Annotated in this window: 13 protein-coding genes; 11 read left to right on the forward strand and 2 right to left on the reverse strand. The window is 37.0% G+C overall.

What is annotated here, in order from left to right:
* The first annotated feature begins 87 nt into the window (after nucleotides 1-87).
* The 4 genes from AB3X49_RS10500 to uvsE all read left to right on the forward strand — a co-directional run bounded on the left by AB3X49_RS10500 (nucleotide 88) and on the right by uvsE (nucleotide 5555).
* Nucleotides 88-1176: a D-alanine--D-alanine ligase gene (locus tag AB3X49_RS10500; protein WP_002009961.1), complete on the forward strand. Its 1089-nt coding sequence runs from the start codon at nucleotides 88-90 to the stop codon at nucleotides 1174-1176.
* A 60-nt stretch (nucleotides 1177-1236) separates the two neighbouring features.
* The gene (murF, locus tag AB3X49_RS10505) at nucleotides 1237-2613 is read left to right on the forward strand and encodes a UDP-N-acetylmuramoyl-tripeptide--D-alanyl-D-alanine ligase (protein ID WP_367961909.1); all 1377 of its coding nucleotides are present in this window, start codon (nucleotides 1237-1239) and stop codon (nucleotides 2611-2613) included.
* 306 nt (nucleotides 2614-2919) lie between these two features.
* Nucleotides 2920-4500: a degradosome RNA helicase CshA gene (gene cshA / locus AB3X49_RS10510; RefSeq protein ID WP_367961911.1), complete on the forward strand. Its 1581-nt coding sequence runs from the start codon at nucleotides 2920-2922 to the stop codon at nucleotides 4498-4500.
* 92 nt (nucleotides 4501-4592) lie between these two features.
* Entirely contained in the window at nucleotides 4593-5555 is a 963-nt protein-coding gene (uvsE, locus tag AB3X49_RS10515; protein WP_002009966.1) for a UV DNA damage repair endonuclease UvsE, read from the forward strand.
* A 164-nt stretch (nucleotides 5556-5719) separates the two neighbouring features.
* On the opposite strand, the gene AB3X49_RS10520 is transcribed toward uvsE, so the two are convergent.
* Nucleotides 5720-6268, reverse strand: coding sequence for a rhomboid family intramembrane serine protease (locus tag AB3X49_RS10520; RefSeq protein WP_367961914.1), 549 nt, complete (start codon nucleotides 6266-6268; stop codon nucleotides 5720-5722).
* Nucleotides 6269-6360: 92 nt separating this feature from the next.
* Between AB3X49_RS10520 and acpS the strand changes: the two genes are divergently transcribed.
* The 6 genes from acpS to AB3X49_RS10550 all read left to right on the forward strand — a co-directional run bounded on the left by acpS (nucleotide 6361) and on the right by AB3X49_RS10550 (nucleotide 12305).
* Entirely contained in the window at nucleotides 6361-6720 is a 360-nt protein-coding gene (acpS, locus tag AB3X49_RS10525; RefSeq protein WP_367961916.1) for a holo-ACP synthase, read from the forward strand.
* Between the two features lie 93 nt (nucleotides 6721-6813).
* Nucleotides 6814-7827 carry a LolA family protein gene (locus AB3X49_RS10530; RefSeq protein ID WP_503413844.1) on the forward strand — a complete coding sequence of 338 codons (1014 nt, stop codon included), beginning with the start codon at nucleotides 6814-6816 and terminating at the stop codon, nucleotides 7825-7827.
* Nucleotides 7828-7944: 117 nt separating this feature from the next.
* Complete coding sequence (alr, locus tag AB3X49_RS10535) at nucleotides 7945-9114, forward strand: alanine racemase (RefSeq protein ID WP_002009971.1); 1170 nt, start codon at nucleotides 7945-7947, stop codon at nucleotides 9112-9114.
* Between the two features lie 311 nt (nucleotides 9115-9425).
* Nucleotides 9426-9713, forward strand: a complete 288-nt coding sequence (locus tag AB3X49_RS10540) for an antitoxin EndoAI (protein ID WP_000004570.1) — start codon at nucleotides 9426-9428, stop codon at nucleotides 9711-9713.
* 4 nt (nucleotides 9714-9717) lie between these two features.
* Entirely contained in the window at nucleotides 9718-10068 is a 351-nt protein-coding gene (gene ndoA / locus AB3X49_RS10545) for a type II toxin-antitoxin system endoribonuclease NdoA (protein WP_000635965.1), read from the forward strand.
* Between the two features lie 68 nt (nucleotides 10069-10136).
* Nucleotides 10137-12305 carry a Tex family protein gene (locus AB3X49_RS10550; RefSeq protein ID WP_002124824.1) on the forward strand — a complete coding sequence of 723 codons (2169 nt, stop codon included), beginning with the start codon at nucleotides 10137-10139 and terminating at the stop codon, nucleotides 12303-12305.
* Nucleotides 12306-12362: 57 nt separating this feature from the next.
* Here AB3X49_RS10550 and cmpA read toward each other — a convergent pair whose 3' ends face one another.
* A complete protein-coding gene (cmpA, locus tag AB3X49_RS10555; protein ID WP_001143642.1) occupies nucleotides 12363-12479 on the reverse strand; it encodes a cortex morphogenetic protein CmpA in 117 nt (38 codons plus the stop codon).
* Between the two features lie 210 nt (nucleotides 12480-12689).
* Here cmpA and AB3X49_RS10560 point away from each other — a divergent pair, with 210 nt between their 5' ends.
* Complete coding sequence (locus AB3X49_RS10560) at nucleotides 12690-13145, forward strand: SprT family protein (protein WP_367961918.1); 456 nt, start codon at nucleotides 12690-12692, stop codon at nucleotides 13143-13145.
* Nucleotides 13146-13309 lie beyond the last annotated feature (164 nt).

A 13309-nucleotide genomic window follows, 5' to 3' on the forward strand; every position in this document is an offset into this window, starting at 1 on the left:
GTTACATTTTATTTCAAATAGGAACTACCTATTTTTATAAAAAGTGCTAAAATAGAAAAATGAAAACAATTGGTTAGGGTGATTTCAGTGACAAAAATTAAATTAGGTTTATTATACGGTGGAAAATCAGCTGAGCATCAAGTTTCGTTACAAACGGCTCTTGCTGCTATTAAAGCATTAAATCAAGATAAATTCGAGATTCATCCAATTTATATTACAGAACAAGGCCAATGGATGCGTGGAGAGCGTATTGAAGGCGAAGTAACAAATGTTGAGGCATTACAAATGAGTGGGGAAGAGAATACAATCTCTCCTGTATCATTAAGTACAGAAATTATCCCAACTGCAACTTCTAAACAAGAAGATGCAATTGATGTTATTTTCCCATTATTACATGGACCGAATGGTGAAGATGGAACAGTACAAGGGTTATTAGAATTACTAAACATTCCATATGTAGGTAACGGTGTATTAGCATCATCTGCTGGTATGGATAAAGTTGTTATGAAAAATATCTTTGCAGAAGCTGGATTGAAACAAGCGAAATATGCATCTTTCATTCGTAGCGCATGGGAAAAAGATCGTGAAACAGCGTATGAAAAAGTAGAAGAAGTATTAGGATATCCTTGCTTCGTAAAACCAGCAAATCTTGGTTCAAGTGTTGGTATTAATAAGTGTAATGATCGTGAAGAGCTTGAGAATGCATTCGAAGAGGCATTCCAATTTGACCGTAAAATTATTGTAGAAGAAAATATTGTAGGTCGTGAAGTAGAAGTTGGTGTATTAGGTAATGATGAGCCGAAATGTTCAGTTGTAGGTGAAATTGTACCGAAAAAAGATTTTTATGATTACAAATCGAAATACATCGATGGTGATACAGCGTTAATTATTCCAGCTGAAATGACAGAGGAAGAGTCTAATGTAATTAAGCGAGATGCAATTATCGCATTCCAATCATTAGATGGTTCGGGCTTAACACGAGCTGATTTCTTCTTAACGAAAGATGGAGAAGTATATATTAACGAAGTAAACACAATGCCAGGATTCACGCCGTTTAGTATGTTCCCTCTATTATGGCAACATACAGGGTTACCGTATCCGGAATTAATTGAAGAGCTAATTCGCTTAGCGATTGAGCGTCACGAAGAAAAACAAAAAATTAAATATACAATCTAACAAAAAAGGAGGAAGCACTATTCGAAGGAATAGTGCTTCCTCTATGTAAGGAGTGTTTTCATGATAAATCGAACGTTAAAACAAGTAGAGCAGATGATAAATGGTACTGGATTAGCAGAGCGGTATGAGGGAATTACTATACAAGGAGTGTCTATTGATACGAGGAAAATTGAAAATGGAAATTTATATGTTCCAATTCAAGGTGAACGTTTCGATGGACATGCTTTTGTAGACAAAGCTGTTGAAAATGGGGCGATTGCTACATTATGGATGAAAGATGTAGAAAACCCACCTGAAAATCTTCCGGTTATTTTTGTAGAAGATACACTAGCAGCATTGCAAATGTTAGCGAAAAACTATCGTGATCAATTGGATGTAAAAGTTGTTGGTGTAACGGGTAGTAATGGTAAAACATCTACGAAAGATATTGTAACAAGTATTCTTGCGACTAAATTTAAAGTTCAAAAAACAGAAGGTAATTTCAACAACCACATCGGTTTACCTCTTACTATTTTAAATTTAGAGGAAAATACAGAAGTAGCTGTATTAGAAATGGGCATGTCAAGCCGAGGAGAAATTGAATTTCTATCTAAGTTAGCTCGTCCTAATGCAGCTATTATTACGAACATTGGTGAGGCGCACTTAATGGATTTAGGCTCTCGTGAGGCGATTGCTGAAGCGAAGTTAGAAATTGTTACAGGTTTACAAAAGGGTGGCGTGTTCGTATATAATGGAGATGAGCCGCTATTAACGAATCGTGTTCCAGAAATGAATTTAGCAGCTGAAACAGTTACATTTGGTGATGCGAGAGCAAATGATTACTATCCAACTACTGTAACATTGCAGGCTACTGGGACACACTTTAAGATGAACAGGGATGAAACTTCGTCATTCTATTTGCCAGTACTAGGAAAGCATAATGTATATAATACGCTTGCTTCAATGGCAATTGCAAAACATTTTGGTGTAACGTGGGAAGAAATGAAACAAGGTTTAGTAACACTTCAAATGACAGGTATGCGTATGGAAATTGTAAAAACAGATAGTGGTTTAACAATTATCAATGATGCTTATAATGCTAGTCCAACAGCTATGGAAGCTGCGTTCCACCTAATGAATGGTTTAGATGGATTTGCTAAAAAAATTGTTGTGCTTGGTGATATGTTAGAACTTGGAAATCAAGAAGTGCAATTTCATTATGAAGTAGGTAAATTAATTGATCCAGCAAAAATTTCATATGTATTCACATATGGTAAATTAGGGGCTCAAATTGCTGAAGGTGCAAAAATTAATTTCCCTAAAGACCGTGTAAAAGCGTATGATAGTAAAGGAGAGTTAATAAAAGAGTTGCAAGCAGTAGTCGGTACGAAAGATGTTGTATTAGTAAAAGCATCTCGCGGCATGAAATTAGAAGAAGTAATTACGATGTTGAAATAATTGGTGTATATAAATAGGGATGATAGCCACGAAAATAGTGGAAACTTATAATAAGCGCTTACAGTAAACGATAAAAAAATAAAAGTAAAGAAAAAAGCTCTGAATATGAAATAAGGTAACAGTTGGGGTTTGCTTTTTACACCTACAAAACTTATAATTGATAAAGTGTAATAACGTTTAGAAGTATTTTCGTGAAGAATATACACCCGGTTATATACGTAAGTATTCAGGAAAATGGCTTTTCCGCAAGTTCGGAAAACGCCTTTTTTTAAATGATAAGTATAGGATAGAAAAGGAGAAGTAACATTGACAACATTTCGAGAACTAGGATTAAGTGAGTCTTTACTACAATCTGTTGAAAGTATGGGCTTTGAAGAGGCTACGCCGATTCAAGCTGAAACAATTCCACATGCATTGCAAGGTAAGGATATTATTGGGCAAGCGCAAACAGGTACAGGGAAAACAGCAGCATTCGGATTACCACTATTAGATAAAGTGGATACAAATAAAGAAGCAGTTCAAGGTATTGTTATCGCGCCAACGCGTGAATTAGCAATTCAAGTTGGAGAAGAGCTATACAAAATTGGTAAACATAAACGTGTTCGTATTCTACCAATTTATGGTGGTCAAGATATTAACCGCCAAATTCGTGCTCTAAAAAAACACCCACACATTATTGTAGGTACGCCGGGTCGTATTTTAGATCATATCAACCGTAAAACACTTCGCTTACAAAACGTAGAGACTGTTGTTCTTGACGAAGCGGATGAAATGTTAAACATGGGCTTCATTGAAGATATTGAAGCGATTTTAACAGATGTGCCAGAAACACATCAAACATTATTATTCTCAGCGACAATGCCAGATCCAATCCGTCGTATTGCTGAGCGTTTCATGACTGAGCCTCAACACATTAAAGTAAAAGCAAAAGAAGTAACAATGCCAAACATTCAGCAGTTCTATTTAGAAGTGCAAGAAAAGAAAAAGTTTGACGTGTTAACACGCTTACTAGATATTCAATCTCCAGAGCTTGCAATCATATTCGGTCGTACAAAGCGTCGTGTTGATGAATTATCAGAAGCATTAAACTTACGTGGTTATGCAGCAGAAGGTATTCACGGTGACTTAACACAAGCGAAGCGTATGTCTGTATTACGTAAATTTAAAGAAGGTACTATTGAAGTTCTTGTTGCAACAGACGTTGCTGCACGTGGTCTTGATATTTCAGGCGTAACACACGTATACAACTTCGATATCCCACAAGATCCAGAATCATACGTTCACCGTATCGGTCGTACTGGCCGTGCCGGTAAAAAAGGTATTGCAATGTTATTTGTAACACCACGTGAATCAGGACAATTAAAAAATATCGAGCGTACAACAAAACGTAAAGTTGATCGTATGGACGCACCGACACTTGACGAGGCGTTAGAAGGTCAACAACGTTTAATCGCTGAAAAACTTCAAAGCACAATTGAAAATGATAACTTATCATACTACAAGCGTATTGCAGAAGAAATGTTAGAAGAGAATGATTCTGTAACAGTAGTAGCTGCTGCTTTAAAAATGATGACAAAAGAGCCGGATACAACTCCGATCGCTTTAACATCAGAACCACCAGTTGTTTCAAGAGGTGGCGGTTCTAAAAAACGCGGTGGTAACGGAAGTGGATACCGTGATGGTAACCGTAATCGTAGTCGTGATGGACGCGGCGGTGGCGATGGTCGTAACCGTGATCGCAATCGTGATGGACGTGGAAGCGGAAGTGGCGATGGTCGTAACCGTGATCGTAATCGTGATGGCAACCGTGGTCGTAAAGGTGAAGGTCGCCCTGGATCTTCAAATGGACGCGGCGAAAGAAAACATCATAGCCGTCCACAAGCTTAATAAAAAAGAGAATGCCCTTTGCTGGCATTCTCTTTTTTTATTTCTGTAATTGTGCATACTACATAGTAACTCGTATAGAAATGAGGTGCTATATGCTTGTAAGACTTGGGTATGTTGCGATGAGTGTACATTTGAAGAATGCTTCTCCATCTCAAACGATGACGTATGCACAGTTTCAGCGGATTGATGATCGAGAGGCTGCGATTCGTAAACTTGAAAGAATCGCTAATTCGAATTTGGAAAATTGCTTACGGTTATTAAAACATAATAAAGGGCATGATATATCTTTCTTTCGACTTAGTTCCAAGCTTATTCCTTTAGCGAATCATGAGGAGTTGTTAGATTGGAACTATATTCGTCCGTTAAAAGAAAATCTGAAAGAATTAGGTGAATATGCAATTCGTATGAATATGCGAATTGACTTCCATCCAGATCACTTTGTTGTACTAAATTCACCTGAGGAGAGTATTCTCAAACAATCTGTAAAGACATTGCAGATGCACAAAAAATTGTTAAAGGGTATGGGAATTGAACATAAGCAACGATGTGTATTACATGTGGGAGGAGGTTATAAAGATAAGGAGCTTGCATTAGAACGCTTTATAGAAAATTGGTCAACTGTTCCAAGAGGTATTCAAGAGATGATTATATTAGAAAATGATGACACGACCTTTTCTTTAGAAGAAACATTGTATTTAGGTGAGAAATTAGACATTCCAGTCGTGTTTGATTTGCACCATCATATGATGAATAATGACCAGGAAGATTGGCATGAAGATTGGGCGCGTGTTGTACATACGTGGGAATCGTCTTTGTTACCGGTTAAAATGCACATCTCCAGTCCTAGAGATGGAAAAAACCCGAGAGCACATGCAGATTTTATTGATGTAGATACTTTCTTATCTTTTTTGAAAAAGATAAAGGGGAGTGTTCCGCGAATTGATTGTATGATTGAGGCGAAGAAAAAGGACGAGTCTTTATTTCAACTAATGAGAGAGTTAAGTAAACAAACAGATGTGGAAATTATCGATGGTGCGAGCTTCTATATTAAATAAGCTCTGCGCCATCGTTTTTTTGTCCCGCTATTTGTGGGCAGTAAGACTCCCGCCTCAAAATTCGGCGAATGCGAGGGAGTTAGGTGGGAGATCAACTGCCCGTAAAAGCCCGATTGGTGCGGGCTAATAATCAGTGGGCGATGGACCCCCCACTGATTAAAGTTTCACTTTATTAAAAAAGGGGTGCACATGCCGCCGATGATCAGTCCTGTTAAATGGCTTATAGGATTGGCAGAGGGATTAAAGAAAGTAAATAGTAGTAATATAAGTATCATTATTGAAAAAATAGCGATGTCTCTTGGTTTTGAAGAACGATATCGACTATACAATAAAAATAATTGGGCGCCTAGTAATCCGAAAATACCACCAGATGCTCCGGTGTGAATATATTCAAGAGGCATAATAATATAAGAAGAAATATTCCCGAGAATGCCAGAAAGGAAAAAAATAATGATGAAAGAAAAGTGTCCTAGTTGTTTTTCGATAGAAGAACCAAATACGAATAAACAAATACTATTAGAAAGGAAATGTTGTAAGTCTACGTGTACAAGTAAGGAAGTTATGACACGCCACCATTCTCCTTTAGCGATATATTCATTGTAGGCTGCCAGGTGAAAGAGGGAAAAGTCGCTCGATATAATCATGACTAATTGTATAAGAAGTAAAGAAATGATAATCGGTTGTAAGGAAATGCGAGTGGATGGTATTAGCATGTTGTTAGTATCACTCCTTTTGCATCAGAAAGATTCTCTGTTATTCTTACAATATGAATGAAGAAAGCTAAATAGAAGAAGGGGATTTTGAAATGATTGTAGGGATTGGAATCGATATTATTGAGTTAAATCGAATTGAAAAAATGCTAGATGGAAAGCTTAAATTTATGGAACGTATTTTAACTGAAAGAGAACGTGATGTTGCCGAGGGGCTGAAAGGAAGTCGTCTTACAGAATTTGTAGCTGGAAGATTTGCAGCAAAAGAGGCGTATTCTAAAGCGGTAGGGACCGGTATCGGGAAAGAAGTGAGTTTTTTAGATATTGAAGTAAGGAATGATGATAGAGGTAAGCCGATTATCATTACAAATACAGAGCATATTGTTCATTTATCAATTAGTCATAGTAAAGAATTTGCCGTTGCTCAAGTTGTTTTGGAAAGCTCGTCACGCTAGTCTGCATATTTTATATCTTTGTCTCATATATTTGAGGTAGCGATAAGGAAGGCATATCTTCCATTCATTTATAGGGGCAAAGGGGCTGAAGTGATGAAAAGGCGTCTGTTTTTAGTTCTTGTCGGTTTATTGACCGTTTTTGTGTTGGCGGGTTGTATGGAAAAGAAACAGGAAGATGTTGTGAGAGATTTAGAAACGAAAGTTAAAAGTATGAAGAGTTATCAAGCTGAAGCGAAATTATCTATTAAAACAGGAAATGAACCTCAAGAGTACAATGTAGAAATTTGGCATAAAGAACCTTCGTATTATCGTGTGAATTTGCAGAATGCGAAAAAGGATCAGAGTCAAATTATTTTAAGGAATGATGAAGGTGTATTTGTATTAACACCGGCACTTAATAAGAGTTTCCGTTTTCAAAGTGATTGGCCGCAAAATAGTAGCCAGGCTTATTTATATGAATCACTTGTAAGAGATATTTTGCAAGATAAGAAAAATCTCTCTTTCGAGAAAACAGATAAGTATTATGTGTTTAAAACAAAAACAAATTATCAACATCAAAATATGTTGCCGAAACAAGAAATTAAGCTGAATAAAAGTGATTTAACACCAGTTTCTGTGAAACTGATGGATAATGATCAAAATGTCCTTGTAAAAGTAGATTTCACTAAAGTAAAGTTTGATGCAAAGTTTGATAAAGGTGCATTTGATACGAAACAAAATATGTCTAGAGCACAAGTAGATGTTCAGACGGCAGCGAAAGAAGACAAACCGTTTGCTATTTTGTATCCACGTGATACACCGCAAGGTATGACTTTGAAAGAGGAAGAAGAGTTGAAGACAGACAGTGGCAAGCGTGCAATACTCACATACACTGGAAGTAAGAAATCCTTTACTTTAATACAAGAAAAGTCAAAAGTTGCAGAGGCCTCATCGGCGGTAAGTGTAAGTGGAGAGCCGATTGATCTTGGTTTCACGATTGGTGCATTGACGAAAGACTCTGTAACGTGGTCACATAACGGAGTAGAATATATGCTCGTGTCTAAAGGTTTAGAGCCGAATGAGTTGTTGATGGTTGCTCGTTCGGTTACAGCGAAGCAGGTGAAGTAAACTTCTTAGACGTGGTGATATATGTGCACCACGTCTTTTCTTAGTTTGAAGGTGGATTTCATAAAAGAAGCATATAAAAGAATAAGCTTCGCATATCGTGTATAAGGAAGTGTATTTATGGAAGAAGCACCGTTTTACCGTGACACTTGGGTGGAAGTGGATTTAGATGCGATCTATAACAATGTTACGCATATTAAAGAGTTCATTCCAAGTGATGTAGAAATTTTTGCTGTAGTTAAAGCGAATGCATATGGGCACGATTATGTACCAGTGGCTAAAACCGCATTAGAAGCAGGGGCAACAAGATTAGCAGTTGCTTTTTTAGATGAAGCTTTGGTGCTTCGGAGGGCTGGTATTACTGCACCGATTTTAGTATTAGGTCCTTCCCCTCCTCGTGATGTAAATGTTGCTGCTGAAAATGATGTAGCATTAACTGTTTTTCAAAAAGAATGGGTAGAAGACGCGATAAAGCTCTGGGATGGTTCATCAATAATGAAATTCCATATTAATTTTGATAGTGGTATGGGGAGAATTGGAATACGCGAACGCAAAGAATTAAAGGGGTTCTTAAAGAGTTTAGAAGGCGCGCCATTTTTAGAGTTAGAAGGAGTATATACACATTTTGCAACATCCGATGAGGTTGAGACTTCTTACTTTGATAAGCAATATAATACGTTCTTGCAGCAGTTAAGTTGGTTGAAAGAATTTGGAGTGAACCCTAAATTTGTCCATACAGCCAATAGTGCTGCAACGTTAAGATTTCAAGGGATTACATTTAATGCAGTGCGAATTGGTATTGCGATGTATGGACTATCCCCATCTGTAGAAATACGTCCTTTTTTACCGTTTAAATTGGAACCGGCGTTGTCACTTCATACGAAAGTTGCTCATATTAAGCAAGTGATTAAAGGGGATGGGATTAGTTATAATGTCACATACCGAACGAGAACCGAAGAATGGATTGCGACAGTTGCGATTGGGTATGCAGATGGCTGGCTTAGAAGATTGCAAGGGTTTAAGGTACTTGTAAACGGTGAAAGAGTACCGATTGTAGGGCGAGTGACAATGGATCAATTCATGATACATCTTCCTTGTGAAGTGCCACTTGGTACGAAAGTTACACTCATTGGGAGACAAGGTGATGAGTATATTAGTGCTACCGAGGTTGCTGAATATTCCGGGACTATTAATTATGAAATTATTGCAACGATAAGCTTCCGTGTACCGAGAATATTTATACGACACGGTAAAGTTGTAGAAGTAATCAATTATTTGAACGATATATAGAAGAAGGTATTATTACTCAGCACCTCGTCATTTGGAGGAGTTTCACTAATAAAGAATAGGCTCTTTTTCGCTGGGGAGCTTCTTTTTATACTTGTTATTAATATAAGTTGCAATGAAATATTACTGAAGGATTGCTTTATTTCTTGTTTGAAAGAGATAAAAAGTAAAAGAAGATGAATGTTTTATTTATGAATTGGAAAACATAAGCAAGGAATAAGGAAGTCTTTGCAACAGGCTCCATACAATGGTATTATTACAATAGGTGTCATATATATATTTGGGTGTGTAGTTGACGGTGGAGGTGTATTTTTGTGTCCGAATCAAGTGTAACTACTGAAATCGTGGTTCGGTTGCCAAAGCAAATGGTAACGGAATTGGACGGAATTGGAAAACAAGAGAATAAGAATCGCCATGAACTAATTTGCCAGGCAACACAACTGTTATTGCGTCAACATAAGACGAAGAAACGCTACCAACATGAATCAATGCGACGTGGGTACATTGAAATGGGAAAAATTAATCTTGGTATTGCATCTGAAGCTTTCTTAGCAGAGTATGAAGCAGCTCATACGGTAGAACGCTTAGTTAGCGGGGGGTAATATTTTGATTGTAAAACGCGGCGACGTGTATTTTGCAGACCTTTCCCCAGTTGTTGGTTCTGAGCAAGGAGGCGTTCGTCCGGTTCTTGTCATTCAAAATGACATCGGAAATCGTTTTAGTCCGACTGTGATTGTAGCGGCTATTACTGCACAGATTCAAAAAGCGAAATTACCCACTCATGTGGAAATTGATGCGAAAAAGTACGGTTTTGAGAGGGATTCTGTTATTTTACTTGAGCAGATTCGAACAATCGATAAGCAACGCTTAACGGACAAAATCACTCATTTGGATGAAGTGATGATGAGTCGTGTAGATGAAGCGTTACAAATTAGTTTAGGACTAATAGATTTTTAAATCGGCAGTTTAAGTTGCTCTCTTTACAGGGCAACTTTTTTTTATTATAGAGGAGGTTACGGTTGGATATGGAAATGGTAGATAATCGACAAGGGTTAATGAAAATGTTAGTGAAAGAATTAGGCTTTACAGAAAAGCAAGTTCGTCATGTTATTCAATTAACAGAAGAAGGTAACACAGTTCCATTTATCGCTCGTTACCGAAAAGAATGGACAGGGTCTCTTGATGAGGTGCAAATTCGTGCAATCTTAGAAAGATGGCAATATATGATGCAACTAGAAGATAGGAAAGAAGAGGTTCTTCGTCTTATTGGTGAAAAGGGTAAACTAACCGAAGAGTTGCGTCGTCATATTGTTGCTGCAACAAAACTTCAAGAAGTAGAAGACTTATATCGTCCATATAAAGAAAAAAGAAGAACGAAAGCTACAATTGCTAAAGAAAAGGGATTAGAACCGTTAGCTGAGTGGCTATTATTATATAAAAAAGAAAATCCAGCAGAGAAGGCTATGGAATTTGTTAATGCAGAAAAGGAAGTGGCGTCTGCAGAAGATGCGTTGCAAGGTGCGCAAGATATTATTGCGGAACTTGTTTCGGATAATGCGGCATATCGTAGTTGGATTCGCAATACTACTTTCCGAAAAGGGATTATGTCTTCATCTGTAAAAGATAAAGAAAAAGATGAAAAGAATATATATGAAATGTATTATGGCTATGAAGAACCGTTGCAAAAAGTAGTGCCGCATCGTGTACTAGCTATGAATCGTGGTGAAAAGGAAGACGTATTAAGAATTTCTGTTATCACGCCAATTGAAGAAATTCTTCAGTTTTTACATAAAAAAATGATTCTTGATGAAGCTTCTAAAAGTGCGCATTATGTACAATTAGCGATGGAAGATGGATATAAGCGATTAATTCAACCTTCAATAGAAAGAGAAATTCGTAAAGAATTAATGGAAACGGCCGAAGAACAAGCGATTCATATTTTCTCTGAGAATTTACGTAATTTATTATTACAACCTCCGATGAAAGGGAAAGTTGTGTTAGCGGTAGATCCAGCATATAGAACCGGTTGTAAATTAGCTGTAGTAGATGATACAGGAAAAGTTCTTCACATAGATGTTATTTATCCGCATCCGCCTGCTCGTAAATATGAGGATGCAAAAACGAAAATCATTTCAATTATAGATAAATATGAAGTTGAAATGATAGCGATTGGAAATGGTACAGCTTCGAGGGAAACGGAAGAATTTATAGTAGATGTATTACAAAATGTAGAGCGAGATGTATTTTACATTATTGTAAATGAAGCGGGTGCTAGTGTGTACTCAGCATCTGATGTAGCTCGCGAGGAGTTTCCGAATTTACAGGTTGAAGAAAGAAGTGCTGTTTCAATTGGGAGACGTCTACAAGATCCACTTGCAGAACTTGTGAAAATTGACCCTAAATCTGTTGGGGTGGGACAATATCAACATGATGTATCTCAAAAGAGATTAAATGAATCATTAACATTTGTAGTAGAGACAGCAGTTAACCGAGTTGGTGTTAATGTAAATACAGCTTCAGTTGCATTGTTGCAATATGTTTCGGGATTATCAAAAACAGTTGCGAAAAACATTGTAGCTAAGCGTGAGGAAGATGGGAAATTCACGAAGCGTACTGAATTAAAGAAAATCCCACGTTTAGGTGCAAAAACATATGAACAATGTATCGGGTTTTTACGTATATTAGAAGGAGCGAATCCGTTAGATCGCACAGGGATTCATCCAGAACAATATAAAAATGTTGAATTGCTATTGAAGAGCTTAGGGTTATCAAAGAATGATGTGGGGAAACCAAACTTGCAAAAGAGTTTCGAAGGAGTAGATATTTCTAAATTATCTCAAGAGACGGAGATTGGTGAGCCGACATTAGTTGATATTATGGATGCTTTAATTAGCCCGGAGCGAGATATGAGGGATGAGTTGCCAAAGCCACTTTTGAAAAAGGGGATTTTAAAATTAGAAGATTTAAAGCGTGGTATGGAATTAGAGGGAACGATCCGCAATGTTGTTGATTTCGGTGCCTTTGTTGATATTGGTGTGAAGCAAGATGGTTTAGTACATATTTCTAAACTAAGCAAACAATTTGTAAAGCATCCATTAGATATTGTATCCGTGGGACAAATTGTAAAGGTATGGGTAGATGATATTGATACGAAAAAAGGTCGTGTTGCATTATCAATGTTACCGATTGAATAGTAAGAAAAGAGAGCAGATGAAACTGCTCTCTTTTTATGAACTGGAAAGTTTAATTGATTATGAGCTTTGATGTATTTTACTATAATAAAACCAGCATTCATTTAGTAACTTGATTTGATACCGGTTTTTCTCGAAATATGCACGTTGCATTTGTTTCTTTAGCCACGTGGGCATAGGAATCCCTCCTTGTTTAATCCTGCTCTCAAAAAAAGTAGCTCCTTTTAGTTAAAGTAACTTTGATGAGAGGTTGGTGAGTGGATTTCTAGCAATGCTGCATTTTTAGAAATCACGCTTCTTGAATGAGGATGGGTATATGTACTATTTACTATATGTATAAGAAGGGAGAAAAGTGTGGAAATATTTTTTAGTTTAGGAGGAATGAGAATGGATGAGCAAGAAATTCAGCGGTTAGTGGAAGAGGTATCGTTACAATGCTTTGGAATGCCGTTTTTACATAAAGCGATGTTTAATAGTAGGTTACGTACAACTGGTGGGCGCTATCTATTGAAGACTCATAATATAGAATTGAATTATCGATATTACGAAGTATATGGAAAAGAAGAGTTAGTCGGGATTGTTAAACATGAACTTTGTCATTATCACTTACATATCACAGGAAAAGGGTATAAGCATCGAGATAGAGATTTTCGGGAGTTATTAAAGAAAGTAGGTGCACCACGTTTTTGTAAACGAATGATTAGTGAGGAGGAAACGAGAGTTTCTATGTATGAATGTATGGGGTGTTCTTTTCAATATGTAAGAAGACGTCAAATAAATACACAAAGATATGTATGTGGAAAGTGTAAAGGACAACTAAAACTGGTAGTGAAAACATCTTGACAGTGAAAACGCAATCCAGTATATTATAAACATGTCACGTTTGCGCAAGGTGTTGTGAAAAAACTTCTTGACTTACGATGAGAATTTTTATAAGATACAAATTGTCTTCATTATTCCGCAGTAGCTCAGTGGTAGAGCTATCGGCTGTTAACCGATCGGTCGTA

Origin of the sequence: Bacillus sp. C30 (assembly GCF_040838255.1) — a bacterium.
Classification (GTDB): Bacteria; Bacillota; Bacilli; order Bacillales; family Bacillaceae_G; genus Bacillus_A; species Bacillus_A mycoides.

Bases quoted from the DNA above. Each gene is read 5' to 3' on its own strand.
- AB3X49_RS10530 (WP_503413844.1), top strand. From the start codon at position 6,814: ATGAAAAGGCGTCTGTTTTTAGTTCTTGTCGGTTTATTGACCGTTTTT.
- uvsE (WP_002009966.1), top strand. From the start codon at position 4,593: ATGCTTGTAAGACTTGGGTATGTTGCGATGAGTGTACATTTGAAGAAT.
- AB3X49_RS10520 (WP_367961914.1), bottom strand. From the start codon at position 6,268: ATGCTAATACCATCCACTCGCATTTCCTTACAACCGATTATCATTTCT.
- acpS (WP_367961916.1), top strand. From the start codon at position 6,361: ATGATTGTAGGGATTGGAATCGATATTATTGAGTTAAATCGAATTGAA.
- AB3X49_RS10560 (WP_367961918.1), top strand. From the start codon at position 12,690: ATGGATGAGCAAGAAATTCAGCGGTTAGTGGAAGAGGTATCGTTACAA.
- alr (WP_002009971.1), top strand. From the start codon at position 7,945: ATGGAAGAAGCACCGTTTTACCGTGACACTTGGGTGGAAGTGGATTTA.
- AB3X49_RS10550 (WP_002124824.1), top strand. From the start codon at position 10,137: ATGGAAATGGTAGATAATCGACAAGGGTTAATGAAAATGTTAGTGAAA.
- murF (WP_367961909.1), top strand. From the start codon at position 1,237: ATGATAAATCGAACGTTAAAACAAGTAGAGCAGATGATAAATGGTACT.
- cmpA (WP_001143642.1), bottom strand. From the start codon at position 12,479: ATGCCCACGTGGCTAAAGAAACAAATGCAACGTGCATATTTCGAGAAA.